This window comes from Hymenobacter setariae, assembly GCF_007713685.1.
Classification (GTDB): domain Bacteria; phylum Bacteroidota; class Bacteroidia; order Cytophagales; family Hymenobacteraceae; genus Hymenobacter; species Hymenobacter setariae.
Genome location: NZ_VMRJ01000002.1, coordinates 268,206 through 294,326, shown reverse-complemented (window position 1 = coordinate 294,326; position 26,121 = coordinate 268,206). Strand labels below are relative to the sequence as shown.

The 26,121-nt window shown below is 59.3% G+C and carries 17 protein-coding genes; 10 read left to right on the top strand and 7 right to left on the bottom strand.

The genetic code is table 11. From position 1 onward, the window contains the following. The first annotated feature begins 92 nt into the window (after nt 1-92). From fumC to FNT36_RS07710, 6 genes are all read left to right on the top strand, one after another. Nucleotides 93-1,496 carry a class II fumarate hydratase gene (gene fumC / locus FNT36_RS07735; protein WP_144846122.1) on the top strand — a complete coding sequence of 468 codons (1,404 nt, stop codon included), beginning with the start codon at nt 93-95 and terminating at the stop codon, nt 1,494-1,496. 287 nt (nt 1,497-1,783) lie between these two features. Then, on the top strand, nt 1,784-4,756 hold the full coding sequence (locus tag FNT36_RS07730; RefSeq protein ID WP_233635763.1) for a DUF7948 domain-containing protein: 2,973 nt from the start codon (nt 1,784-1,786) through the stop codon (nt 4,754-4,756). A 160-nt stretch (nt 4,757-4,916) separates the two neighbouring features. Continuing rightward, nucleotides 4,917-5,504 (top strand): GNAT family N-acetyltransferase, encoded by a 588-nt coding sequence (locus tag FNT36_RS07725; RefSeq protein ID WP_144846118.1) that lies wholly within the window; start codon nt 4,917-4,919, stop codon nt 5,502-5,504. Beyond that, entirely contained in the window at nt 5,497-5,919 is a 423-nt protein-coding gene (locus FNT36_RS07720) for a diacylglycerol kinase family protein (protein WP_144846116.1), read from the top strand. The genes FNT36_RS07725 and FNT36_RS07720 overlap by 8 nt, the downstream gene beginning before the upstream one ends. Before the next feature lie 63 nt (nt 5,920-5,982). After that, nucleotides 5,983-6,444 (top strand): DUF6970 domain-containing protein, encoded by a 462-nt coding sequence (locus tag FNT36_RS07715; protein WP_144846114.1) that lies wholly within the window; start codon nt 5,983-5,985, stop codon nt 6,442-6,444. Nucleotides 6,445-6,576: 132 nt separating this feature from the next. Continuing rightward, nucleotides 6,577-7,068 carry a DinB family protein gene (locus FNT36_RS07710; RefSeq protein ID WP_144846112.1) on the top strand — a complete coding sequence of 164 codons (492 nt, stop codon included), beginning with the start codon at nt 6,577-6,579 and terminating at the stop codon, nt 7,066-7,068. Nucleotides 7,069-7,205: 137 nt separating this feature from the next. Here FNT36_RS07710 and FNT36_RS07705 read toward each other — a convergent pair whose 3' ends face one another. The 6 genes from FNT36_RS07705 to FNT36_RS07680 form a co-directional block, all read right to left on the bottom strand. Next, nucleotides 7,206-8,651 carry a TolC family protein gene (locus FNT36_RS07705; RefSeq protein ID WP_233635762.1) on the bottom strand — a complete coding sequence of 482 codons (1,446 nt, stop codon included), beginning with the start codon at nt 8,649-8,651 and terminating at the stop codon, nt 7,206-7,208. Between the two features lie 159 nt (nt 8,652-8,810). After that, nucleotides 8,811-10,190: an HlyD family secretion protein gene (locus tag FNT36_RS07700; protein ID WP_144846110.1), complete on the bottom strand. Its 1,380-nt coding sequence runs from the start codon at nt 10,188-10,190 to the stop codon at nt 8,811-8,813. Continuing rightward, the gene (locus FNT36_RS07695) at nt 10,183-11,205 is read right to left on the bottom strand and encodes an ABC transporter transmembrane domain-containing protein (RefSeq protein ID WP_144846109.1); all 1,023 of its coding nucleotides are present in this window, start codon (nt 11,203-11,205) and stop codon (nt 10,183-10,185) included. The genes FNT36_RS07700 and FNT36_RS07695 overlap by 8 nt, the downstream gene beginning before the upstream one ends. Nucleotides 11,206-11,528: 323 nt before the next feature. Beyond that, nucleotides 11,529-12,371: a DUF4382 domain-containing protein gene (locus FNT36_RS07690; protein ID WP_144846107.1), complete on the bottom strand. Its 843-nt coding sequence runs from the start codon at nt 12,369-12,371 to the stop codon at nt 11,529-11,531. 102 nt (nt 12,372-12,473) lie between these two features. Further along, nucleotides 12,474-15,560 carry an AsmA family protein gene (locus tag FNT36_RS07685; protein WP_233635761.1) on the bottom strand — a complete coding sequence of 1,029 codons (3,087 nt, stop codon included), beginning with the start codon at nt 15,558-15,560 and terminating at the stop codon, nt 12,474-12,476. A gap of 205 nt (nt 15,561-15,765) precedes the next feature. After that, nucleotides 15,766-18,180, bottom strand: a complete 2,415-nt coding sequence (locus FNT36_RS07680; RefSeq protein ID WP_144846103.1) for an outer membrane beta-barrel family protein — start codon at nt 18,178-18,180, stop codon at nt 15,766-15,768. Between the two features lie 228 nt (nt 18,181-18,408). On the opposite strand from FNT36_RS07680, the gene FNT36_RS07675 reads away from it, so the two are divergent. The 4 genes from FNT36_RS07675 to FNT36_RS07660 all read left to right on the top strand — a co-directional run bounded on the left by FNT36_RS07675 (nt 18,409) and on the right by FNT36_RS07660 (nt 23,951). Then, nucleotides 18,409-19,506, top strand: a complete 1,098-nt coding sequence (locus FNT36_RS07675) for a sensor histidine kinase (protein ID WP_144846101.1) — start codon at nt 18,409-18,411, stop codon at nt 19,504-19,506. Continuing rightward, entirely contained in the window at nt 19,503-20,201 is a 699-nt protein-coding gene (locus FNT36_RS07670; RefSeq protein ID WP_144846099.1) for a LytR/AlgR family response regulator transcription factor, read from the top strand. The genes FNT36_RS07675 and FNT36_RS07670 overlap by 4 nt, the downstream gene beginning before the upstream one ends. A gap of 114 nt (nt 20,202-20,315) precedes the next feature. Next, entirely contained in the window at nt 20,316-21,797 is a 1,482-nt protein-coding gene (locus FNT36_RS07665) for an alkaline phosphatase PhoX (RefSeq protein ID WP_233635760.1), read from the top strand. Between the two features lie 237 nt (nt 21,798-22,034). Next, nucleotides 22,035-23,951, top strand: coding sequence for a cytochrome-c peroxidase (locus FNT36_RS07660; RefSeq protein WP_144846097.1), 1,917 nt, complete (start codon nt 22,035-22,037; stop codon nt 23,949-23,951). An 18-nt stretch (nt 23,952-23,969) separates the two neighbouring features. On the opposite strand, the gene FNT36_RS07655 is transcribed toward FNT36_RS07660, so the two are convergent. Further along, nucleotides 23,970-26,030: a PAS domain-containing protein gene (locus tag FNT36_RS07655; RefSeq protein WP_233635759.1), complete on the bottom strand. Its 2,061-nt coding sequence runs from the start codon at nt 26,028-26,030 to the stop codon at nt 23,970-23,972. Nucleotides 26,031-26,121 lie beyond the last annotated feature (91 nt).

The following is a 26,121-nucleotide window of genomic DNA, read 5'->3' as shown; positions in this document are numbered from 1 at the left end:
GGGGGCAGGGCCGACACTGTACTTTTGCGCGCATGCCAACGGGCGTTACCGTCCGGTCCTCTCCTAGTTCACCCTCTCACTACCTCACCTAAATGAGCCAGTTCCGCACCGAAAAAGACACCATGGGCCAGGTGCAAGTGCCCGCCGACGCCTATTGGGGCGCCCAAACCCAGCGCAGCATCGAGAACTTCCCCATTGCGCAGGACATCAACAAGATGCCGAAGGAGATTATCAAAGCCTTCGCGTATTTGAAAAAAGCTGCTGCCCTCACCAACCGCGACGCGGGCGTGCTCGACGCCGAAAAGGCCGAGCTAATTGGCCGCGTAGCCGACGAGATTCTGGAAGGCAAGCTCGCCGATGCCTTCCCGCTGGTGGTGTGGCAAACTGGCTCGGGCACGCAGAGCAACATGAACGTGAACGAGGTAATCGCCTACCGCGGCCACGTGCTGCACGGCGGCCAGCTCTCGGACGAGAAGAAGTTTTTGGCTCCCAACGACGACGTAAACAAGTCGCAGAGCTCGAACGACACCTTCCCGACGGCCATGCACATCGCGGCCTACAAAATCTTGGTAGAGACTACCGTGCCGGGCATCGAGAAGCTGCGCGACACGCTGAAAAAGAAGTCGGAAGAGTTTAAAAACATCGTCAAAATCGGCCGCACCCACTTCATGGATGCCACGCCGCTGACGCTGGGCCAGGAGTTTTCGGGCTATGTGTCGCAGCTCGACCACGGCCTGCGCGCCATCAAGAACACGCTGCCGCACCTGAGCGAGCTGGCCCTAGGTGGCACCGCCGTGGGCACGGGCATCAACACGCCCCCCGGCTACTCGGAGAACGTAGCCAAATACATTGCCGAGCTCACCGGCCTACCCTTCATCACGGCCGAAAACAAGTTTGAGGCCCTGGCCGCCCACGACGCCATCGTGGAAGCCCACGGCGCCCTCAAAACTGTGGCCGTAAGCCTGATGAAAATCGCCAACGACATCCGCATGCTGAGCAGCGGCCCGCGCGCGGGCATTGGCGAGTTGCACATCCCCGACAACGAGCCGGGTAGCAGCATCATGCCGGGCAAGGTAAACCCCACCCAGTGCGAGGCCATGACCATGGTATCGGCACAAGTAATGGGCAACGACGTGGCCATCACGGTGGGCGGCAGCCTAGGTCATTTCGAGCTGAACGTGTTCAAGCCCGTCATGATTTACAACTTCCTGCACTCGGCCCGCCTCATCGGCGATGTGTGCGTGGCCTTCAACGATAAGTGCGCCGTGGGCATCGAGCCCATTCTGCCCAACATTAAGAAGCACGTCGATAGCAGCCTAATGCTGGTAACGGCCCTCAACCCGCACATCGGCTACTACAAAGCCGCCGAAATTGCGCAAACGGCTCACAAAAACGGCTCGACCCTGAAGGAAACCGCCGTGCAGCTCGGCTACCTCACCCCCGAGGAGTTTGACCAGTGGCTGAAGCCCGAGGACATGGTAGGCGAGATTAAATAAACATTAATTCGCAGCAATTACGAGCGGGAGCTTTGGCGCATAGTGTCAGGGCTCCCGCTTTTTTTGGTGCTGTGTAGTGCCTGTTCAGCAGTACTATGCCAAGCTGCGCGCCAACAGGCAGAAAACGGTGCAGTTTACCAGCTATTTTCACACGTTTATTTCCATTCTTTACCAACTATATGGTTAAATATTTACGGTTTTTACTACATAGCATTACATTACTAGGTTGCTTATTAGGCTGCTTGCCAGCAAGCTCGGCGCCGTCCAAAACACCAGTCCTGTCATTTGTGGCTAATCGGGGGCAGTGGCCGGCGGCCGTTCGCTACCGTGCCAACCTGCCGGGCGGTACGGCATTTCTGACTTCTACCGGGCTGGTGTATGACTGGCTGCTGGCCGCCGACCAACAGCGTTTGCATGAGGTACTTGAGCGCGACCCAGCCACCGGCGCCAGCCTGACGCTGCATCACCACGCCGTATTCGTGGATTTTGTGGGCGCCCAGGCCGTTGAGCCAGCTGGCGAGCAGCTGCAAACAGCTTACCACAACTACTTTATAGGCAATGACCCGCACCACTGGGCCGGCCACGTGCCACTGTACAATGAAGTTCGCTATGCTGGCCTCTACCCAGGCACCAGCCTGCGCTGCCACAGCACAGCCAGCGGCCAGCTAGAGTACGATTTTGAGCTGGCGCCCGGTGCCTCGCCGGCTGCCATCGGCCTGCGTTACCGCGGCGCGAGCGGCCTGCAGCTACTTGAGGATGGCAGCTTGCTAGTGCGTACCAGCGTGGGCAGCGTGCGCGAGCAGCGGCCGGTAGCCTACCAACTCACGGCGGCTGGTGGCCGGCAGGCGGTACCCTGCCGCTACACTCTGCGTGGCACTACCGTGGGCTTTGTGCTGCCTGCCGGCTACGATACCACTCGCCCGCTCGTTATAGACCCCGTGGTAGTGGCCACCTATAGCCGGTCGACTTCTGACCAACTTGCCATGGCAGCCACCTACGACGCGGCTGGCAATGCCTATAGCTCGGGTTACTCTTTTGGCTCAGGCTTTCCGGCTTCGCCGGGGGCCTACCAAACAGTTTCGAAGGGTAGTAATGAAGGGGTTATCCAGAAATTCAACCCGCAGTGCACTAACCTTTTCTACGCCACCTTCCTAGGTGGCAATGGTGATGACCGCGTTATCGCGATGCGTGTAAATGCAGCGGGCGAGCTGTACGCGCTGAGTGGCATATACTCTACTAATTTTCCGGTCACGGGCGGCAGCCTATCTACTACGCCTGGTGGCCAGGGCGACTTGGCCGTCACTCGCTTCAATGCGGCTGGGTCGGCCGTACTGGCTAGTACCTACCTAGGCGGCTCGAGCAACGATGCACCGTATACTAGCTTCATCGTCGGTAGCCAGCGCACTATGAGTATCGGCGAGTTGGTACTGCATCCTAACGGCGATGTGCTCGTGACGGGCAGCACCTTGTCTGCTAATTTTCCAACCACGGGAGGTACTCTTTCGCAAACGCTCCGGGGTGGGCAGGATGCCTTCGTGACTTGCCTGACTGGCAACACCCTAGGTATGCGTTGGAGCACGCTGCTAGGTGGCAATAACATAGACTATCCGCGTGACCTAACCCTAACAGCCGCGGGCGAACCCGTGCTGGCCGGCATTACCGTTTCCGCTGATTTTCCGGTTACAACCCGGGCGTTTCCAGTATCCCTCACAGCAGGCTACACGGGCTTTATAACGCGCTTGTCGGCCACGGGCACCACCCTTGAGGCCAGCGTGCTATTCGGCTCAAGCAGCATTTCTAAAATAACGCTAGATGCCAGCGGCCTTCCCATAATTGCGGGGGCATCAATAGGCACTTTTCCGAGTGCTACTGCCGGCGCCGTGCAGCTGGGCACTGCCACACTACCATCCACTTTTGTGGCGGGGCTCACGGCCGACTTCAGCCAGCTGCGCTATGTAGGGCGGCTGCCCGTTATCGATATCTCGGCCTTCCAAGTAGATGACTGTGGTCATCTATATCTAGCGGGCTTCAATTTCCTTAGCTTGCCAGTAACTGGTGGCCTGCTAGCCGGCTCTACTACAAATGCGGGTTTCCATACCTTGACGCTGGATGTAGGCGCGTCGCGGCTCTTGTTTTACTCGCCCTTTGGCACCAATGGCGTCAACCACACGCACTCGGGCTCGCATCGCTTCACCCGAAACGGAACACTTTACCAAAGTATTTGCGACAACACGCGCTCTTACGCCGCGCCCTCCAACGCCTACAGCCCCACCAACCGCACCAATGGGTACGATGTCCTAACCATCAGCATCAACCAAGAAGCGGCAGGAGGCAATGCCCCTACGCTGCTAGCCAGCATTACTCGGCCCGACTCGGCCTGTGCGCCGGCCCGGCTGCAGTTTGGCAACGGCAGCCGCAATGCCCAGCGCTACCGCTGGACATTTGGCGATGGCAGCCCCGCCGATACCACGTTTGCCCCTAGCCACTTGTACGCAGCACCCGGCACCTACCGCGTGTGGCTGCGCGTCCGCCGCGCCGCGGTGGGCGGCTGCGGCGGCAACACCCTTGACTCGACGAGCGTGCTGGTGCGTGTGCTAAGCATCCCGGGCCGGGCGCTGCCCACCACGGCCGTACTATGCCCCAACAGCACTGTGACGCTGCAGGCCGTGGTCGGCGCGGGCTACAGCTACCGCTGGAGCACTGGCGCCACCACCCGCACCCTGGCTGTCAGCCAGCCCGGTACTTACCGCGTGGTGGTGAGCAACGGCGCCTGCAGCACCCGCGACAGCATACTGGTGCGCGCCGTAGCAGTGCCGCATTTCCCGGCCGACACGACGCTCTGCACCAACGGCAACCTAAACCTGCAAGTGCGCGCAGCGGCAGGCAGCACCATCCGCTGGGATGGCGGCCAAACTACCAGTACCCTACCCGTAAGTACCTCGGGCGTGTATGGCGTGACCGTCACCACCAATGGCTGCACTTTCACGCGGCAAGTGCGCGTAGAGCTGCGGCGAACCATCCTGCCGCCCAACGTTATCACGCCTAATGGCGATGGCCTCAACGACATGCTGGAGCTGCGGCCAGCCGAGCCTGGCACTCGTTTACAAGTATTTAATCGCTGGGGCCGACTGGTGTACAGCACCACCGACTACCATAATGACTGGGGCCAGGGCCAGGCCCCAGGCCTGTATTACTATTTGCTAGAGAACGAGCGCTATTGCCAGCCCTCCCTCAAAGGCTGGGTAGAGGTAATGCCCTAGGTGACTGGTAGTGTGGCCCATAAGCCGAAGGTGCTACCTAGGCGGCCACCAGCCGGTTTTATTGCTCTATATGCCAGCCGCAGCGAAGTGCGTGAGCCGCTTACCCCGGTTTACTCCGCTGCGGCTGGCATATTTGCATAAACCAGTTGCTCTTAAGCCTATGAACTTCTCGCAGTCTATTGTGCTCGAAAACAACCGTGTGCGGCTGCGGCCGCTCGACACCGCCGATTTTGAAGCGTTGAAACCAGCGGCTTTCGACCCGGCCGTGTGGCAGTTCACACTTAGCCGTGCCGATGATGCCGTGAGCCTGGCCGACTACTTGGCCACGGCGGTGCTCGACCGCGAAGCAGGCCGGCGCTACGCGTTTGCTATCATTGACCGGGCTACGGGGCAGCTAGTAGGCAGCACCAGCTATTACAACATTGTGCCCGCCGACCAACGTCTCAGTATTGGCTACACTTGGCTGGGGCGCGAGTTTCAGGGCAGTGGCCTCAACCGGGCCGCTAAGCACTTACTGCTCAGCTACGCCTTCGACCACCTAGGCTACGAGCGAGTCGAGCTCGAAACCGACGCCCGCAACCAGCAGTCGCAGCAGGCCATGCGTCGCATGGGTGCCACTGAAGAAGGCACGCTCCGGCGGCACCGCCTCACGCAGGGCGGCATCCGGCGCGACACGGTTATTTTCAGCATCATCCGCCCCGAGTGGGAAGGGCTGCGCCAAAGTGTTTTTCGGGAGTACTATGCTTGAGGAGGAAGAACCCGAAACCTATGTACCGCCCGCGGCCCAGCAGCGCAGTCTGCTCAGGCGCCGGGCGGCCAGCTTTGGGCACGCCTTGCGGGGCGTGTGGGTGGCGCTGCGCTCTGAGCTGCACTTACAGTTTCACGCGGCTGCTACGGTGCTGGTACTAGGTCTAGGGGCTTATTTCCAGCTAAGCCCGACTGAATGGGCGCTGGTAGGACTGTCGGTAGCCAGCGTGTGGGCCGCTGAGCTTTTTAACACGGCCATCGAAACACTGACCAACCTCGTGTCGCCGGGCTACCACCCGCTGGCGGGCAAGGCCAAGGATGTAGCCGCCGGGGCGGTGCTGCTGGCAGCCCTAGGCGCCGTGGTAGTGGGCGGGCTAGTATTTGGACCCAAGGTGTGGGCGCTGCTGCCGCGCTAACTTTCCGGGCTGGTTGGCGTAAGGTGAAGCACTTTTATGCGTGCTTTTCTACCCTTTTCCGCTATGCGTCGTTCGCTCCTCTCGTTTACCGCGCTGGCGCTGCTCCTAGGTGCCTGCCAGCAAGATGTCGTGGTGAATACCCCCACTACACCACCATCCGAAGGCTTTGTGCGCAATGTGGAAACCCCCGCCCCCACTAGCACCAATACGGTCGATGCCGTGCCCGCCCGCGACATGCGCGTCGATAGTTCGGCCCGGCCGCTGTGGCTGCGGCAGCGCATTCAGAATATTTTGGCCACGCGCAAGCGTAATCCTGTTATTCGCATTGTGCGCTACCAGTACGAGGACCAAACTGTGTACTACGAATCGGCCCCGTGCTGCGACCAGCAATCGACCGTGTACGACACCAAAGGCAAAGTGCTGTGCCACCCCGAAGGCGGCATCACGGGCAAGGGCGATGGCCAGTGCGCCAACTTCGACAAGCGCAAAACCAATGAGCTGCTAGTGTGGCAAGACCCACGCTGATAACAAGTTTTGGGTTTCACGTCAAGCGTTTTGACTTGCCTTATACCTATGGGCTGCCGTGGGTAAACTAGCTTTGGCGCGAGAGCCGGCTTTGCCCACTCAAAACTCCAAACCCCCTAACTTAGAACTCTCATGGTTAATACCATCGAAAAGCTCGGCGTATTCAACGTATGGGCAAACGAAACGCTGCTGCGTCGCCTCGATTCATCGGCCGCCGCGGGCAAAGAGCTGCCAACGGCTGCCCTGCGCATTTTCAGCCACGTTATCAATGCCCAGGCCATCTGGATTGCGCGTCTATCGGGCGCGGCCAGCCCCCTGAAAGTGTGGCAGGAGCACGACCTAGCTGGCTTGCACCACTGGCACGAGCAGACCTCGCAGCGCTTTGCCGAGCTGTGCGCCAACGCCGACGACCCCGAGCTGCACCGCCACATCCAATACAGCAACTCACAGGGCGATGCCTTCGACAGCCAAGTGAGCGACATCTTGACGCACTGCGTGGTGCACGCCAGCTACCACCGTGGTCAAGTGGCTACCAAGATGCGCGAAGGCGGCCTAGAGCCCGTCAATACCGACTTCATCACCTACTGCCGCGAAATGAGCGGTCAAGTACAGCAGCAGAACTAGGCTACTAGCTTACCTAAAAGACCTGTCACGCTGAGCTCCGCAGAGCATCCTGGCGGATTGTGTGAGGAATACTAACCTCGTACATCCAACCAAGATGCCCCGCGGAGCTCAGCGTGACAGGTCTTTTTACTATTTACCTACTTATCTACCGACCTAGTACCGGCGTAGTAATACAGCTCGGCCCGCGACTTTTCGTAGCCGGCGCGCAGGCTTTCTTGCTTGATGCGCAGGTCGATGAGTTTGGTTTCGCGAGCGTTGATGAGGAAGATGGTACTCTCGCCTAGCTCAAATTTTTGCAGTTCCGCAAGCAGAAGGGTACGCTGGTTTTTGATAGTTTGGGCCTGCAAAGCCAACTGCTGCTCGTAGGCCTTAAGCGTGTTGTACACGTTGTTGACCTGCGTAGCGATGGTACGCCGGCTCTGCTGCTGCTCTAGGGCAAATTCCTTGAGCTGAATACGGGCGTACTGTAGCTTGCCGCGCTCGGCACGTAGGAAAAGCGGAAATGAGAAATCAACGCCCAGCTTGTAGTTATCCATACCAAAGTTGTAGTAGCTAGGCACTTCGCTTCGGTAAAAATTACCCTGGCTAATGAGCGTACCGCTCACATTCAGCTTGGGCTTGAGCATTTCGCGGCGGTAGCGCTCCTCGATGCGGTACTGGGCTATTTTGGCACCTAGCTTCAGCAGCGTGGGGTGGTTGGCCGCGGCCTGCTCAGCTAGCTGCTGAAACTGAGCGCGGCTCACCGTGTCGAGCACCGGAATTTGGGGCGCAGCGTAGTCGGGCAGTTCCACGGGTTGGCCGTCCTTGTTCCAGAGGTGGTTGGAAAGCACTTGGCGGGCATTCTGCAGCTCTACTTGCAACTGGGTCGACTGCACCAAGCGGTCCTGTACTGTGATTTGGGCCTCCACCGAGTCGATGGGAGCTTGGTCGCCAATCTGGGCGCGGCGGGCCGTGGCCTGAAAGCGGCGGTTGGCCAGCGCAATGCCTTCGCGGATAAGCTGGATTTGCTGGTACGAGTAGTACCAGTTCCAGTAGTCTTTGGCGGCTTGCAGCCATACCTCGTTTATCTGCTTTACACGGTCGGCCTCGGCAGCGGTCAGCAGGGCCTTGGCCTGGCGCAGCGTACTGCGTCGAGCGTCAATAAACAGCCCCGCCCCGATGGGCACCGACAAGCCAATACCAGCCAGCCCATTGACGGGTGTGCGGGTTTCGGGGTTTGTGTACACGCCCACATAGCGGTCGTAGCCCGCCTTAATATCGATGCCACCAGGCAGAATAGGGATTTTGAGTTGGTTGCCCCAGTTATTGTAGTACTCGGTGCCACCGAACAGCTTGCGGTGAAAGTCGGCTTCTAGCTTAGGGTCGAAGCCACCGCGAGCTTGCAGTACTTGGCTGCGGCCCTCCTCGCTGAGCAGGGCCGCCTGCTTCACAATGGGGTGGTTAGCAAACACTAGCTCGGCCAGGTCTTGCAGCGAGAAAACCTTGGCCGTATCGGCCGGGCGAATTTCATCGAGCTGCATTGTCTGGAGCGGCGCGCGCTCTAGGCCCGAGCGGCGAGCTGGCAGCTGTGGGTCTTGGGCCAAAGCAGGGCCAGCGAGGAGCACCAGCAAGGCCGTTGCGCGGACTTTGTAGTCCGCGTTCGCCAGCGAGCATACCGAACGTACGCGGACTACAAAGTCCGCGCAACCGCGGGCCAGCCGATGAAGAATAGTTACTAAAATGAAAAACAAGGGCATAAGCGGCTACTTGGTGGCTTTGCCAGAATCAGATTTGGTTGGAGTTACCTCGGGTTCTTTGCTCAGGGTGGGCGGGAAGCCGTTGAGCTGCCGCCAGATTTCGTACCACACGGGCACCGAGTCAAGGATAACCCAGCCTTGCACACCCGAGCCTAGGCGCAGTTGTTTGGGCCAGGGTTTGTCGCCGCGCTGGGGCTGGGTGGGGCGCACCAGCAAGCGGTATTTGCCGCCGGGGCTATTCACCACGTCTATCACCGTGACTTCGCCGCCAAACGTACCGACCGCGGCCGAGGGCCAACCCGAAAACTGGATGGCCGGGAAGCCCTCAAACTGCAAGCGCACCGTGCGCCCACGCTGAATGAGAGGTACGTCCATAGCCCGCACGTAGATTTCGGCGGCCAGGGCCGGGGCCTCGGGCTGCAAGGTGGCAATGCTTTCGCCCTCTTTAATGGTCTCGCCGATACCGGCCTTGAGGGCCCGCACGATGTAGCCCGTCTGGGGGGCACGCACCACGTAGAGGTCGCGGCGCACAGCCACATTGGCAATTTTGTTGCGGGTGGCGGCTACCTCGCCTTCATAGGTCTCGCGGCTGGCCACGGCCGTGCTGCGGTCGGAGTTCGCTTTGGCTAGGTCTTGGCCGTACTTGGCGCGCAGGTTGGCTAGCTCGATGCGGGCGTTGGCTAGGTTCTGGATGCTGCTATTCACCTTGTTGCGCTGCGAGGTCACCTTGGCTAGGTCTTCTTGCAGCTTGAGGCGGCGCGTTTCGATGTCGGTAAGCGAGAACAAGCCGTTTTTGTAGCCTTCCTCGTAACGTAGCAGCCGGGCGCGCGACGTTTCGTAGAAATTGGTAATGGCTACTAGGTCGGCACGGTCGCTGTTGAGGTAGTTCTCCGCCTGCTCTACTTTGTTGCGAGCCGATTCGAGCTGCACTTCCAGCGTAGCGCGCAGGGCAGCAATCTGCTGGTCGGTAGCGTTTATTTTGGCCTGGTAGGCCGCTACATTGCCCCGCTTGGCAGCCAGCTGCTCGCGCAAGCGCTGGGGGAGGTTGGGGTCGAAGTACTCATCTTTCACCTCCGACAGCATCAGCAGCGTGTCGCCTCTACGCACAAACTGACCTTCGCGCACGTTCCAGTGCTCGATACGGCCAGCTATCTGGTTCTGAATATTTTGAGGCCGGTCCTCGGGCGAGAGAGCCGTGAGCGTACCAAAACCCTCGATGGTCTGGCGCCAGGGCAAGAACAAAATGATAATGAATACGATACCGATGACCATCAGGAGGCGGCCCAGCTTGCGGCTGGCGTAGGTGCGCAGCAACTCGGGGCGCGACTGCCGGGGCACGTGCTCCCACACTTCATCGATAACGTGCTGGTTAGAAATATTAAGCATTCTCGAAGGCAATAGAATTCTTATGCTCGTCCATGGGTAGGTCGGTCACGGCAGCTACTTTTTCCACCGCCGTCAGCACGTCAAAAATGGTGTTGATGCTAGTCATCAACTTTTCTATCGAGCCGCTAATCATCACGATAAGTACTTCAGCGGCCACAAACTGCCCTAGGGTCATTTGGCGCGATACCACGAAGAGCGTGCCCGATATCAGCAGGCCCGCCGTGAGGATGGTGCGCAGGGCAATGCCATAGTTATAGTAAGACTTGAGCACGCGAAAGTGCTCGTTGCGGGCGTGTAGGTACTCGGAGGTCAGCTCGTCGGCGCGGGCCAAGGTTTTGTGCTCTTGGGCATCGTCGTTGCGCACCTCGTCGAGGCGGCCGGCCACTTCTTCGAGCCAGGCCACCAGCTCGTACTTATAAGCCGATTCTTCGATGCTGGTGCGCAGGGCCCGCCGGTAGTTGAGCATATACACAAACCCCAGTGACAGAATGGTAAATAAGCCAAACCCAATGAAAATGGGATGGTAGAACGACAGCACAATCACGCCCATCAAAATCTGAAGCACCGCGAACATGACGTCTACCAACAGCTTGGTGAGGCCCTTCTGCACGGTCAGAATATCAAAAAAGCGATTGACCAATTCCTTGGCGTCCAGCCCTTTTAGCGCCTCGGGCTTGATGCGTGGCAACCGGTAGGCGTACTCAATGGCGGCCTTGGCAAAAATGCGCTGCTCGATGGCCTCAACCAGCGTAATCTGGCCTACCAGCAAGATGCCACCCAGCAGCACTCCACCCACTACCACGGCTACTAAGATGTAGGTCGAGCTAAACACGGCCCCGGTCGAAACGAGGTTAAATACCGCCTGCGTACCTAGGGGCAGCGACAGGCTGATAAGCCCCGTGAGAACGGCGTAGAAAATGATGTAGCGGATGGTAGTGCGCTCGGTGTCGAGCATGCGAGTGAGGCGTTGCCAGGGGGTGGGCGGCGGCAAGCCAGCCGTAGCGTGTGATGCCATACGGTATCCTGTTTTTCCTTAAAGTGTGTTCATGGCGACTTGCTCAAAGCAATTCGCTCAAGTCGAAACCAATAATGAAGAAAAGATGAAATTTGTTACAAACCTACGCATTTTTTACGTTTGCCTTTAAGCTTACGCCTTGAAAATGACCTGAAAAAATGCCGGACCACGGCTATGTCCTTATACGAACATTTCCCGCAACCCGGCACATTATCAATCCATTTCGTGCAACAGCAGCTGTGCTAATTGGCAACAGTGGCCGCTAACACCTAATGCTTTGCGTTGTCAATCAATGAATTACCTAATCATCGACATATTTCAGGTTACTGCAACTGCGTCACCCCTAGGCTAGTTACTTGGTTTGTGGTTACGGTAATGTTTGGTACTCCCACATTTTTATAAGCGGACTGCCCAGCAGGCGCCGTAGTGGTCGGGAAGAACTGCACCTGGTACGTACCGGCCGCCAAGCCCCTAAGCTGAAAAGCCCCCGAAGCATCAGCAAACGTGCTCACGGTGTCGGGGCCGAGTATGGTCGAGCGAATGGCCAATACTTGCGGCCGAGCGGCGGCCGGGTTTGCGGTGCCGCTGAGGCCGCCCTGCAGGTTTTGGGCCACCAGCCGAATAACGGGCTTGAGCAAGTAGCGTTCCTTCTTGTCGTTGCCGGCCCGCCAGTTGCCGCGCTCCACGATGGACTTAGCGACGTCAAAATCGAGTAGCAGTTGGTAAGTGGCGTTGGCTTGCAGCGTCACCTTGTCGAGCTTCAGCTTCACGCCTGAGGTCTGCCCACTGGGCGTTTTCAGGTCGTAGCGCTGGTTGTCGGTGCCCACTACGTAGCTATTTGGCCCTAGTATCAGGCGGATTTCCTTGAGGTCGCCGGGGGCAAAGTCAGTATTTACCAGTAGCGCCGACTTGCCATTGACATAGTCGAGCACATTTACGGCCTGGGGCGTGAAAGCCAGTGTTTGCCAACCGCTCGGGTCGTTTTCGTCTTTGAGGTGCACTTCTACCTGCTGCACATCGAGTACTACGGCGCTGAAGTTGCCAGGCGTATCGGTGAGCCGAACTTCCAGCTTGGCCGAACCAGCGCTTTCTGAAGAATTTTTGGAACAACTAGCTAAGCCTAGCAAAGCGGCACTGGCCAACCCTAGGAGACGATATTTTTGCATAAAAGCTGTACTGTAGATAAGAGTAAGAATGTACTAAAAAGCCCAGCTACCGGATTGGCAGCTGGGCTTTCTACGGCAAAAATTTTGCCAATAACCTCCGCACTAAGGCGTGGCTTTCTTTGTCGTATCGGCCGGGGCCGAGGTAGCAGGTGTAGCGGCCGGCGTGGTCTTGCGCCCGCCGAAAAGGCTATTCAAGCCCTTACCGATGGCTTGCTTGGCCTTCTCCTGGGCTTCCAGTTTACGCTTCTGCACCTCCAGGTTCAACTGCTCCTGCGCGTTTTGCTGCGTGATGGCAGTGGCCTTTTGGGTGCTATCGTTTTTCGCGCGGTTCTTGTTGGCAAGGTCGAGCAGCGTGCTGGTGAGCTTGGTTTTCACCACGTTGGTCACGATGGCTTTGCCCTGGTCTTTGAGGCTGCCGCTGGTCAGCTTCACCACTGGGCTCGTGATGTTGCCGCCGATGTTGAGGCCCAGTGTCACGCGGTCGGTGCCCTGGATGTTCTGCACGCCCGTTAGCTGCGTCAGCTTGTTGCTCACGGTGCTGCCGAGCTTGCCGGTGGGCGCGTTGATGGCGGCCACGTACGACAGGATGCCTTGCAGGCTATTGGTGCCACCGAGAGTCATTTTCACGTCGCCCACCGTCAGGTCGAAGGGCTGCACCACAAGGTTGCCGTTCACGATTTGAGCGTTCACGACCTTATTCAGCACTTGCAGATTTTTGAGTTCGGGCAGGGTGGTTAGGTTTGAAATCTGGCTCAGTACCGGTGACTGCAACACGCTGGCTTTCACAATATCAAACAGGCCCTTGCCGCTCAGCGTGCTCAGCTTGGGCAGCATGTCTTGGCCCATCTCGCCGCTCACGCTGAAGTTGGTACCGAATACGCCCTGCACCGCCGAGGCCAGCGGCACCAGCGCCTTCACGGTGTTAAAGGCCTTGAAAGCATTCTGGAAATCCAGGTTTTTAATGTTCAGCCCTAGGTCAAACTTGGGGTGCGCCAAGTCCTGCGTGTTGTAGCTGCCGGTGGTACCAAAGGTAGCCCCTAGGGTATTAAACGTGAGGTTTTTCAGCGACGCCACCTCGTTCTTCACAGTCACTGTGCCGGTAGCGTTTTGCAGCTTCAGGTTGTCGTAGGTCACGTTGTCAACCTTGCTGTTCAGCACGAGGTCAAAGAACTTCGGAATCGGCACCACGCCATCGGCCTTCGTGGGGGCGGCTTTCACGGCGCCAGCAGTGGGCTTTTCGCTCACCGGGTCCACCATAAACTCGTTGACGTTGAAGTTGTGCGAGGTCACGTTCATGGTGCCGCGTAGCGGCTGGCCGGGCGTGAAGAGGTACCCTAGGTAGTTGCTCACAGTGCCATTGGCCGCAAAGTCGGACGAGCCAGCCGTGCCGTTTAGGCTCTGAATATTAATCTGATTGTTATTGAACGTGCCAGCTGCGCTGCTGATTTTCACGCCCTGCGGCAGGTCCTTGCTCTTGTAGGTGATGTTGCTGGCCTTCACGGCGCCGCTCGCTTTTACGTTCTGGTAGCGGCCAGCTTCCACGTCGGCCATGTTGCCGGCGGCGGCGATGTCACCGCTCACGCGGCCGGTTACGGTCATGCCTTCGAGCGGGAAGATTTTGGTCATCTTCGTGAGGTCCACCGTGCCCTTCACGTTGGCGTCGAAGATGGGCGAGTTGATGTTGTGCGCCGTGAGGCGGCCGTCGAGCGGCTCGCCCTCCAGCACCATGTGAAACTGCGGCAAGTTCACGTAGGTATCGTTCACCTGGCCGGTCCTGTTCACTACCGTGCCGCTCAAGTTGATATCCTCAATCGGGGCCGGAAACTGGTTCGATTTCACGTAGCCATTGCTCATCTTGATAGCGGCGTTTACCACTGGCATCTGGGTTTTTGAGTAGGTGCCCTTGGCCGTGGCATCCACGAAAAATTGGCCGCGCATGTTGATGCCCGCCACCGGATACACTTTCAGCGCTTCGGCTAGGTTCACGTTAGCTTTCACGCGGCCGTCCACCTTCATCGGCTCCAAGCCGTCGATGGCCACGCTGCCATCTACCGGGTCGTTCCCTAGGTCGAGGTGAAACTTCGATACATTGACTTTCACGTTATTAGTGAAGCCCGAGGGGTTGTCGACTACCATCGCCACGTTGATGTTTTTGGCCTCCCTAGGTAGCTGCGGGTACTTAAAGCGGGCGTTGGTCACGGTCAAGTTTACGCCGTAGCCGGGCATGCGCAGCTTGTTTTGCACGCCCTTGTAGTAGCCATTAAAGGCAACTTGGCCAGCGGCCTGCACGTCTTTAAACTGCTCGTTGAATACGCCTGGCACTAGGCTTAGAATGTTCTTAAAGTCAGTTTGCAGCGCCTTGAAGGTGATGTCGTAAGTGATATCTGTGGCATTGGGCAGCCCGATAGCACCCGCGAAGCTAAATGGAAAGTCATTCAGCTTTACCTGGTTTTCCTTGAAGGTATAGAGGCTCTTGGTCAGATCCATCGCCATTGCGATGTCGGCGTCTACTTGCTTGTCGGTCAAGTAGTCTACCCCAGCATAGTTGGCCGTGAGCTTGGCAATCTTGGTATTCGAGGTCAGGTCGAAGATATTCTTCGCAAAGTCGCCTTTGCCGGTATGGTTGATGCCGCGTGCATCCATGCTAAACGGGATGCTGCGGTCGTCGTAGCGCAGGCGGCCGTTGTCAATTTTCCAGCCTTGGATGGCGAGGTTCACGGCGCTGGTATCCTGGCCCTTGGCCGCCGCGGCCGAGTCCGAAATCATGATATCCCAGTTGGCCCGGCCGCTTTTCAGCACCTTCACCGCAATGTCGGGCTGGTCGAGGTTGACACTCTTGATATCAATCTGCTGGCCCTTGATAACGCTCATCAGGTCGAGGCCCACGCGCAGGCGGGGCAGGTAGGCCAGCGTATCGCGGCTAAACGAGTCGACGCCAATGACGCGCAGATTCTTAATATCGAGCCCTAGGTCGGGAAACGTGCTCAGCAGCGTCACGTCTATATCGGCGGGATTGTACTGCACCTTGGCGCGCACGCGCTGCGCTATCTGCTTGTCGGCCAGCGCGCGCAGCTTGTCCTTGAAGAGAAAGGGCGCTAGCGCCGCTGCTGCAACTAGCACCACCAGAAAGAGCAGAAAACCAAAGAGAATCTTACGCATCAGGAAGAGGTAATAGGTGGTCGTGGGCAAAAGTAACCGCCCCGCCAATTACGGTTAAACGCGAAAATGCGGCCAACTGCACCGAGCCGCCGCATTTTTTCTACCAACTTGCCTACTTCGCCTACCGAGCCGTGCCCACCCGGTGGAGAGAATAACGCGAAGACGGCGGCCGGTGCGGAGCTATCCGTACCAGCCGCCGTCGCTGTTTTCATAGTCAGAAAGGCCCCCGTAGTACTTATTCCATGCGCGAGCGCTCGGCTTCCACGCCCGTTTCGCGGCGCTGGCTGGCCTTTACTTTCTGGTTGCCAAACTTGTAGCTGAAGTTCAACTTCACAAAGCGGCTCTCGAACTTGTTGACGTTTTGCGAATTGAGGCCGGCGGCGAGCACTTCATAGCGGGTGCGCTGGGTGTTGAAGATGTCCGTGACATTGAGCGTGAGCGTGCCAGCGCCCTTGAGCACGGTCTGCGAGATGCCCACGTTGCCGCTGTAGCTCGACCGCATCGCCAGCCCGCCGAAGGTCATAGGTGACGCATAAGAGGCGGCTACTTCGGCTTTGAGACCGGGGCGCAGCGTGATAGTGTGGTTGCTGGATAAGTAGGCGCCAGGGCTAGACTTGGCCAGACCGATGGTGCCGGGGCCGCCCTGCACTTGGGCAGCCAGCACGCTTAGGGTCGTCACGGTCTGCCACTTGTTGTTCAACAGCGGCTTCATCAGGGTCAGGGTGGCGCTGAGCTGGTCGGCGCTGCGGTAGTTGGCGAAGGAGTTGATGACTACCTGCGTGACGTCGTTTCTCTGGTAGCTCTCGGTGATGACGTCGCTGAAGCGGCTATAGCTCACGGCCGCCGAGAGGAGGCTGCCGTAGGAGTAGCTCAGCTCCAGGTTGTGCGAGAGCGAGGGCAGAATGTTAGCGTTGCCCTGCACGTAACGGTAGGGGCTGATGTAGGTCAGGAATGGATTGACAATCCCAAACTGGGCCCGCTCAATCTTGCGGCGATACGAGAAGCCGAACTGCGTTTTCTCCGACCGGCTGTACTGCGCCGACACGCTGGGGAAGAAGTTGAGGTACTGACGCTCCGTACTTTGGCCCGTGGTAAGCGAGGTGCCGGTGGTGTTGGTTTGCTCGGCGCGCAGGCCCACTTGCAGCGACACCTTCTTGATGTCGCGGCTGAAGGTGGCGTAGGCGGCGCGCACATTTTCACGGTACACGAAGTGGTTGGTTTTGCCTAGGTCGGTAGTCCAAGGTTGACCGGCGGAGGCCTGCTCCCAACGGATATCGTTGTCGGTGACGGTGGAGATGGCTTTCAGACCAGCCTCAAACGTACCCTTATAAAGCGGCTGCGAGTAGTCAGCCATCACCGATTTCACCGAGTTGCGGGCCGGCGAGTTGTCCCGCAGCAAGTCGGCCGGGCCGCTTGCGTCGCGGGTGCTGGTGGCGTAGTCGTTGTAGGAATCTTTAGCGTAGCTGAAGTAGTCGGCGTTCACACGCAGCGTTTTACCCTTCGCGAAAGCCGTTTTGTAGTAAGCATTCATGGCGGGGCTTATTACCTGCGATGCGCCTTCGAGGCGCACCAGGGTGGCCTGCTGCGTCGCGCTGAGGAGTGCCTGGCTTTCGGCGTCGCGGGTGCGGTCGGTGAGCATGCCTTTCACCAGCACGCCCACTGAGGTGGTTTTGCTCAGGTCGTAGTCGAAGCCCAGCTTGGCGTTGTTGGTTTGGAGGCGGCGGGTTTCGAGGCTGTTTTCGGCGAGCTGGCCTTCGGAGCTGAGGGCGCGCACGGCGCTGGTGGTGCTGTAGGTTTGGTTGTCGAGGCGGTCGAGGCCGCCGTACACGTTTAGCTTTTCGGTGCGGTGGTTGAGGTTAAAGCCCGCGTTGTAGCGGCCGTAGCGGCCGGCGCCTACGCCTAGGGTAGCCGTGCCATTGGTGCCCAGCTTCAGGCTCTTGGTCGTTACTAGGTTCACGATGGCGCTGGCGCTGGCGTCGTACTTGGCCGAGGGGTTGGCGATGAGCTCCACCTTATCCAGGCTATTGGCGGGCATGGCGCTGAGCATGTTTTTCAGCTCGTCGCCGCTCAGGTTGGTGAGCTTGCCATCGAGCATCACGGTCACGCTTTTGCCGCGCAGCTGGTAGCCGCCGCCTTGCTCTAGCACGCCGGGGGCGCGGCCTATCAGGTCGGCAGCGGTACCGCCCGCGGCGATGGGGCTGGCGGCCACGTTCAGCACCAGCTTATCGGCCTGCTGCTCGATGAAGGGCTTGGCGGCCGTTACTTTCACTTCGGCCAGCGCGTGGTGCTCGGGGGCCAGCGCCACGGCCACGGCGGGGTTGCTACCCGTGCCCACCGCTACGGCCGTGGGTCGGCCCGAGCGGTAGCCGAGGTAGCGGACCTCCAAAGTGTAGGCACCGGCCGCTAGGCCCGCAAAGCTGAATGCGCCCCTATCAGTGGTCACCATGCTCAGCAGGTTTTTGGCATCGGTAGCGGAGCGCACGACTACTGTAGCGAAGGCCAGCGGCTGGCGCGAGGTGCTATCGGCTACAGTGCCAGTGAGGGTACCTAGGGCGGTGGCGGCGGGGTTAGCGGCCACTTGGGCGGCGGCTTGCTGCGCGGCCGAAGCCAGGGTGCCGGTGAGGAGCAGGGAGGCGAAAACGTTTTTCATATCGGGGGGCAGAAAAGGTTGCTGGGTGCGTGACTCCCGCCGCCAACCGGCTGGGAATGGGACAAAGCAACGGCCGCCCAATCCCTTCTTTTCGCTTTTTTCGACCACGCCAGGGCCGATTTCGACCAAGCGCGCTTGTCCGATTTTTAGTCGAAAAAATCCCCCGTTTAGTCGAAATCTGGGGTGCTTTCTTACTCTAGGCAGGCATTCGGCTGCCACCTTCGCTGCATGCAACAAGACGATGCCGCGCGGCCCAGCCGCTTCCCCCTGTTTTTTGAAGTGCTGGTGTGGGCGCTCTACGTGGGGATGTACAAGTACAATTACTTTATGGAGGACAGCAGGCTGCACCCGACTGAACGGGCCAACTTCCCGTTTCCGCAGCTGATACTGTTTGCGCTGGCGGCCACGCTCTACGTGGTGCCCTACTACCGCTGGCTGCTGCCTAAGCTGCTGCGTCGGCGGCGCTACGCGGCCCTGCTGGTGCTAGGGGGCATCGTGTACCTGTGGTGGGGCATCAAGTTCAATACCACGCTGGCCGCGCTGGCTTTTCGGCCGCTGGCCATACCGCCGGCGTTGAGCGCGTTTTACCAGCATTACTACCGCGACGGGGTCCGCCTGCTATTCAATATTGGAATGCCGTATTTGCTATTGCTGCTGACCGATTTTCTGGCCTTCAGCTGCGTGGGCTTCGTGCGGGTGGCGTTTGAGCAGGAAGCACGCCGCCGCCACATCGAAAAAGAGCACGCCGCTTTGCAGCTTGAGCAATTGAAGGCGCAGCTGCAGCCGCACTTTCTGTTCAACACCCTCAATAGCATCTACGGCCTCAGCTTGGCCGGCTCGCCCGAAACGCCGCGCTTCATCCTGCTGCTGTCGGAGCTGATGCGCTACGTACTGTACGACAGCGGCAAGGAGCGTATCAACCTAACCGATGAGGTGGCGTTTCTAGAAAACTACTTCGAGCTAGAGCAGCGCAAGTACGAGGGCGCGCGCATCCAGTTTAGCACGGCCGGGGCCGACCTAGGCGGGCGGCAGGTGCCGCCGCTGCTGTGGCTGCCGCTGGTCGAAAACAGCTTTAAGCACGGCCGCCACCACTTCAGCGACAATGCCAGCGTGGAGGCCACCCTTACGACCGCGCCGGGTCAATTGCGCTTCGTAATCGAGAATGACATGCTGCCCAGCCCGCCGCCCGCGTCGCCGCGTCGCAGCGGAGGCATTGGCTTAGAGAATATTAAGCGGCGCTTGCAGCTTTATTACCCCGGCACCCACGAGCTGCACCTAGGCGAGCACAACGGCCGCTACCGCGCCGAGCTTATTTTGCACCTATGAGCACCGCCCCTACCCGCTGCCTGATAGTCGACGACGAGCCCCTGGCCCACCAGGTGCTCAAGCAGTTCATTGCCCAAACGCCCGGCCTCGTGCTTAGTGGCCAGTGTCGCCACGCCCTAGAAGCCCACGAGCACCTGCGCCAGCACCCCGTCGATTTAATGTTCTTAGACATTGAAATGCCGCTTGTTACAGGATTGAATTTCCTCAAAACGCTGCCCACGCCGCCCCAAACTATTCTCACCACCGCCTACCGCGAGTACGCTTATGAAGGCTTCGAGCTCAACGTGCTCGACTACCTACTCAAGCCTTTCAGCTACGAGCGCTTCCAGAAGGCTGTGGCGCGCTACCAGCCCCCTACCCCAGCCACTGCCCCCAGCGCCGCCGACGACACCCACCTGCTACTCAAGGAGCAAGGCAGCCTGCTGAAAGTGCCGTACCGCGACATTCTATTTGTGGAGGGCTGCAAGGACTATGTCAAAATCGTGACGGCCGCCAAAACCTATCTGCACCACGCCACCATGAAAGAAATGGTAGATACCCTAGGCGAGCGCTTCGTGCGGGTGCAACGCTCGTTCATTGTGGCGGCGGCCCATATCAAGTTGCTCCAGCCCGAGCAGTTGGTGCTGACCACGGGCGACGAGATACCAATTGGCAATTCATACAAATCTGATTTACTGGCGTTTTTCAAGAAGTAAAACCTACCCGTTTTTCTTAATCAAACTTTCATAATTAGCACTTGACGTTGGCGTAATACTAGACGAGGAATTTTGGGGACCTGTTAGAACCCAGTTTTTTCTCATTTTTATTTTATGACCAACGCTACTCTTCTTCGTTCGGCTCGCCTAGCGGCCCTAGGTCTGCTGCCCCTGTTAGCAGCTTGCACCAACGACGATAACAACGACCCTAGTAACCCCGTCGAGCTGAAAGCGCAATCGGTGACGCCATCATTGGTGAAGACCATGCCGGGCTTCGAGAGCCTGCAAATCATGCCCCTGATTTCGTCGGACGATGTGCTGGCCGGGTCGCCCAACTTCATATTTGGCCCGCAGCCCGATGGCGCTGGCTTGCTGAAAAACCCCGCCGCCGAGGGTGGCTACGTGCTGATTAACAACCACGAGATTTCGCAGTCGGTATCGCGCGTGTACCTCGACCGCACCTTCAAGCCGGTGCGCGGCGAGTACATTCTGGACTACAACGGCGGCACCACCCGCCTGTGCTCGGCCACGCTGGCCACCCCCGAAGAACACGGCTTCCCGATGCCCACCTTCCTGACGGCCGGCGAAAGCGGCTCGGAGAGCATGGTGCACGCCCTCGACCCGCTGGGCACGGCCAACAAGTCTAACTCGAGCCGCCGCAAGCCCGCCCTAGGTAAGGCCAGCATGGAAAACGCCGTGCCGCTCAACAAGCAGGCCTACCCCGGCAAAACGGTTATTGTAATTGGTGAAGACGACACCAACGGCCAAGTGCTGCTGTACGTGAGCAATACCCCCGGCGACCTCGACAATGGCAAGCTCTACATGCTGAAGCGCCAGAACGGCGACCCCGTAGAAACCAGCATGAGCGCCGGCACCAGCTACGACGTGCAGTGGATAGAAGTGCCCAACGTGAACACCATGACCGGCGCCCAAATCGCCGCCTTCTCGGTAGCTAACAATGCCTTGCAGCTAGCCCGCGTGGAGGACTTAGACTACCGCAAAGGCAGCGCCGCCAACAATCGCGAGCTGTACTTCACGGCTACTGGCGTGAGCGCGTCGGATAAAGTGACGCCCGTGGCCGGCAAGACCATGTGGGGCCGCGTATATAAGCTGAACCTGAACGCCACCGACCCCGTGGGCGCGGCCAAGCTCGAAGTAGTGGTGGATGGCGCCACCGACCCCGGCAACTACATCGTGAACCCGGACAACATCTGCGTGACCGACAACTACGTCTACATTCAGGAAGACGGCGATTCGTACTACCGCGACAATAACCACGACGGCCGCATCTGGCAGTGGGCCATCAACGCCCCCACCCAGCGCGCCAAGGCCATGCTCGAAATGGACCACCGCCGCACCGATGCGACTTTCAACGCTAAGTATAACCCCAGCAACAACCAGCAGAAAAGCTCCTGGGAATACGGTGCCATGTACGACATCAGCGACCTCGTAAACACGCCCAACACCTTCCTGGTCAACATCCACCCCCACACCTGGCAGGATGCTAAGTTCCGCAACGCCGACGGTTCGGGAGCTACCGCCAACACCAACAACGAGGGCGGCCAAGTCGTCATCGTGCGCGGCGTAGCCAAGTAGTTTTCAGGACCTAGGGCCTTTGCAGCACCCTCCGCCGGCCTCGGCGGGGGGTGCTGTTGTTAAAACCTAACTGTCATGCAGCGCGCAGCGAAGCATCTCGCTCGCTTCGTTGTAAACGTTAGAAGTCTACTGTGCCACGCGAGATGCTTCGTTACGCTCTGCATGACCAACGATTCTTACTTGCGGGAGTAGCCTGGGCACTGCATTAGACATCAGGGGCCACAGCTTAGCATTTCTATGAAATACCCTATTTTTCGATTAACAGGCCTAACCCTGCTACTAGCAAGCGTGCTGACCTACTGCACGCCCGCCGCCGACGAGCAGGCCACTCCCCCACCCGCCCCTACCGGCCAAACCACCCAGCAAGCCAACTCGCGCCCTGCCCAGGTGAAAGCCGCCGTAGCCCACGACCTAGGGCACCTGCTGGCACTCATTGATGAGGAACTGCTACCCCTGAGCCAACGGCCCATAGCGCAGGCGCTGCCTATTGATTCGCTACGGCAAGCCTTCCGGCGCTGCCGGCTGGCGTACAAGCGCGTCGAGCCGTTTACCGAATACTTTTTGCCCGCCACCAGCCGGCTAGTCAATGGTGCGCCTGTGGCCGAAGTAGAGGTGGAAGAGACCAAGATGTTTGAGCCGGCGGGCCTGCAAGTCATTGAGCCGCTGCTGTACACCAGCCCCGCTCCGGCCGCCCAAGACACGGCTAGCCGCACAGAGTTGCGTCGCCAAGTGGTGCGCCTGCGGCGGCAGGTGCGCTCGCTCCAACTCTCGTGGGCCGACCAAGAGTTTACCGATGCCCACGTCTTCGACGCCCTACGGCAGCAGGTGTTTCGGGTAGTGGCTCTGGGTATCACAGGCTTCGATACGCCGCTGTGCCCCACCGCCACCCTGCCCGAAGCCGAGGCTGCCCTAGGTGCTTTAGAAGCGCCTTTGCGGCTGTACACCCTGGCTGGCGCTACCGCTGGCAAGCCAGCCAAGCCCACCGCGCAAGCCCGGTTGGCGGCGGCTCGCACGGCCCTACTACAGCAACAAGATTTTGCGTTGTTCGACCGCATAGGGTTTATTCGCAACCATGCCAACCCGCTGGGGCGAAGCCTATCGGCTTTGCAGAAGCAATTGCATATCGCGCCATTTCCGGGCGAGCTGCGGGCATTGCGGCCCGACGCGGCCACGCTATTCGATACGGGTGCGTTCAACCCAGATTTTTATACTGGCAATCAGCAGTGGTTTAGTAACCCGGCTAAGGTGGCCCTAGGTCGCGCGCTCTTCCACGACCCCGTGCTGAGCGGCGGCGGGGGCCGCTCCTGCGCCTCATGCCACCAGCCGGGCCGCGCTTTTACCGACGGACTAGCTTTGAGTGCCACGCTCAACGGCGGCACCCTGCGGCGCAATACGCCCACCATCCTCAACGCCGCGCTCCAGGCCGGGCAGTTCTACGACCTGCGCGCCCCCAACCTTGAAAACCAAGCCATTGACGTAGTCGGCAGCCGCGACGAAATGCACGGCTCGCTGGACGCTGCCGCTGGCCGCTTGGCCCGGCAGCCACGCTACGCTGCCCAGTTTCGTGCAGCCTTTCCTAGGACCGAAGCTGGCGCGCCGCTCGTGAGCCCAGTGCGCATCCAAAACGCGCTGGCTGCCTACGAGCGCAGCCTGGTGCGCCTCAACGCGCCCTTCGACCGCTACGTGCGCGGCGAGGCCGGGGCCACCATGAGCCCAGCTGCAGCGCGGGGCTTCAACTTGTATGCGGGCCGGGCGCGGTGTGCCACTTGCCACTTCTTGCCTCTTACCAATGGCACTGCGCCGCCTACTTTTCAGGACTCGGAAGCGGAGGTATTAGGCGTGCCCACGTGCCCCGGCAGCCGGCAGCTCGACCCCGACCTAGGCCGCTACGCCCTCACCAAGCTGGCTCCGTTGCGCCACTCCTTTAAGACGCCCACCTTACGCAACGTGGCCCTCACAGCGCCCTACATGCACAATGGGCAATTTCGCACCCTTGAGGAAGTTATTGATTTTTACAACGAGGGCGGGGGCGTAGGCCAGGGCATTGCGGTCGAAAACCAGACCCTGCCGCCCGATAAGCTGCACCTCACCCCCAAGGATGTGGCCGACCTCAAAGCTTTCTTAATAACCCTAACTGACACCGCTCGGCGATAGGCGCACCTAGGGCCAACGCTACGCCGGGAAGCGGATGGTGAAGGTGGTGCCCTCGTTCACCTGGCTTTGCACCTCGATGGTACCGCCCGCATTTTCCACTATTTTCTTCACCATGTACAGCCCCAGGCCCGAGCCTTCGACGTGGGTGTGCAGGCGCTGAAACAACTGGAACAACCGAGCTTGCTGCCACTCGTTCACACCCAGCCCATTATCCTGCACCTTGAGCACTAGCTGGTCGCCCTCGGCAGCGCAGGTCACGCGTATCTGGGGTGGCCGGCTGGGGTGGCGGTACTTGAGCGCGTTGCTGAGCAGGTTATAGAGAATGCTGCGGAGATTTTTTTCGGAAAACACGCGCGGCTGGCAGTTGTCCACGTCTACTTCGAGCTCGGCGCCGGCTTCGGTAAGCTGGGGCAGCAGGTCCTGGCGCACGTCTTCGACGATATTGGCTAGCAGCATCGTTACGGCAGGTTGCGCAAATTCTGATTGCAGCTTGGTCACATCGGTGAGGTGCGCGATGGTGCGCGTGAAGCGCTCGACTGAGCCGTGCATGCGGTCTAGCACAGAAGCCACTAGCTCGTCGGAGCGCCCCGCCGCGGGCAAGGCTTTCTTCAGCAAGTACAGCAAGCCTTCGATGTTAGTGATGGGCGCTTTAAGGTCGTGCGAGGCCGTGTAAATGAAGTTATCCAAGTCGATGTTCGTGCGCACAAGCTGCTTGTTGGCGTCGCACAACTCCTGATTGGCGGCAGTCAGCTTTTCGTTGAGGCGTTGCACCTGCTCACGAGCTCGCACTTGCTCGGTCACTTCAAACCCAAACACGAACACGCCATCTATCTCGCCGTGCTCGTTGTGGCGAGCTTGCTCGATGTAGTTGAAGTAGCGCTTTTCCAGCACGCCATCGGGCCGGGCCACGGCCACTAGCTTGTTTTCTGCCGTGTGGGTGCAGCCCGTTTCGTACACTTGGCGCAGGTCACTCCACACGGGCTGGTCCGCAAACTCGGGCACGGCAGTCAAGAGAGGCTGCCCAACCAGAGTGCGGTTATCAAACAGTGCCTGGTAGCGCGGATTCACGAGCTCGTACACAAAGTCGGGCCCCGACAGCACGCAAATAGCAGCTGGGGCCTCGGCAATGAGCTGCGCCAAGCGGCCGCGCTGGCGCTCGGCCTCGGCCCGCGAGGCATGGGCCTGCTGCGTGCGCTCCTGCACTCGGGCCTCCAGCTCTTGGTTGAGGCGTTCGAGTTCTTGGCGAGTTTGCACCTGTTCAGTTACCTCCGTTGCCACAGCTATTGCCCCCACTATTTCGCCGTCTTCGGCCCGCCAGGGCTGGTAGGTGACATGGTAGTACCCACAGTCGGACTGCCCTAGGTGCGCGCGGCTGAGCTTAACCCGCACCTCCCGAAACACCATAGCTTCGCCTTGCAATACCCGCTGCAACACTAAATCGAAACCTTGCCCTTGCAGCCTGGGCAATACTTCCATGATGGGTTGACCAAGCAGGTTCTCCCGTGTGCTACCTAGGAGCATTGCGTTGGCCTCGTTCATGAGCTCTACCACGTGCTGCGGACCGCGCAACACCGATATAGCCACGGGCGCCTGCTCAAAAAGCCGGTGCATGTCTTGCTGCTGGCGCTCGGCCCGCTGCCGGGCGGCCTGCTCGCGGGTTAGGCTGGCGTGCAGCTCCTCGGCCACTGCCTCGATAGGGTTATCGGTAGCAGCTGTGAAGCTGACTACCAACCTAGGCCCCTGGCGCTGCACCACTAGGTAGTAGCTAAATACCAGACCAGCAACCTCGCGGGTACTCTCATACTCGGCCCGCTCGCCTGATAAGTAGGCGGCTCGGTAAAAGGCAAACAACCCCTCATCGCCGGGATACAGGGTGCGTAGCGATTCGGTAGGCCGCGCCGGCAGCAGTATTTTTCGCTGCGCCACCGGGTTGAGGTACTCGAAAGCTATGTCAATAATAGCTTCATCGCCAGCCGCATACACGGGGCGCATTAGCATCATCCCCGTGGGGGCTATATCCAGCAGCACCTGAGCCAGCTCGTCGGGGACTATCGCGTCGGTCGATGATGCAGATTCCATGGAGCCTAGTACGCAAGCAGACGTGAGTTTGATATACAGCTTCCTCTGCACTAACTCGGTGGCAGCCATTACTGTGGCCTGGCCAGCCGCC

Excerpts from the sequence above, each read along its gene's own strand:
- fumC (WP_144846122.1), top strand. The coding sequence starts at position 93 with ATGAGCCAGTTCCGCACCGAAAAAGACACCATGGGCCAGGTGCAAGTG.
- FNT36_RS07725 (WP_144846118.1), top strand. The coding sequence starts at position 4,917 with ATGAACTTCTCGCAGTCTATTGTGCTCGAAAACAACCGTGTGCGGCTG.
- FNT36_RS07720 (WP_144846116.1), top strand. The coding sequence starts at position 5,497 with ATGCTTGAGGAGGAAGAACCCGAAACCTATGTACCGCCCGCGGCCCAG.
- FNT36_RS07715 (WP_144846114.1), top strand. The coding sequence starts at position 5,983 with ATGCGTCGTTCGCTCCTCTCGTTTACCGCGCTGGCGCTGCTCCTAGGT.
- FNT36_RS07710 (WP_144846112.1), top strand. The coding sequence starts at position 6,577 with ATGGTTAATACCATCGAAAAGCTCGGCGTATTCAACGTATGGGCAAAC.
- FNT36_RS07700 (WP_144846110.1), bottom strand. The coding sequence starts at position 10,190 with ATGCTTAATATTTCTAACCAGCACGTTATCGATGAAGTGTGGGAGCAC.
- FNT36_RS07695 (WP_144846109.1), bottom strand. The coding sequence starts at position 11,205 with ATGGCATCACACGCTACGGCTGGCTTGCCGCCGCCCACCCCCTGGCAA.
- FNT36_RS07690 (WP_144846107.1), bottom strand. The coding sequence starts at position 12,371 with ATGCAAAAATATCGTCTCCTAGGGTTGGCCAGTGCCGCTTTGCTAGGC.
- FNT36_RS07680 (WP_144846103.1), bottom strand. The coding sequence starts at position 18,180 with ATGAAAAACGTTTTCGCCTCCCTGCTCCTCACCGGCACCCTGGCTTCG.
- FNT36_RS07675 (WP_144846101.1), top strand. The coding sequence starts at position 18,409 with ATGCAACAAGACGATGCCGCGCGGCCCAGCCGCTTCCCCCTGTTTTTT.
- FNT36_RS07670 (WP_144846099.1), top strand. The coding sequence starts at position 19,503 with ATGAGCACCGCCCCTACCCGCTGCCTGATAGTCGACGACGAGCCCCTG.
- FNT36_RS07665 (WP_233635760.1), top strand. The coding sequence starts at position 20,316 with ATGACCAACGCTACTCTTCTTCGTTCGGCTCGCCTAGCGGCCCTAGGT.
- FNT36_RS07660 (WP_144846097.1), top strand. The coding sequence starts at position 22,035 with ATGAAATACCCTATTTTTCGATTAACAGGCCTAACCCTGCTACTAGCA.
- FNT36_RS07655 (WP_233635759.1), bottom strand. The coding sequence starts at position 26,030 with ATGGAATCTGCATCATCGACCGACGCGATAGTCCCCGACGAGCTGGCT.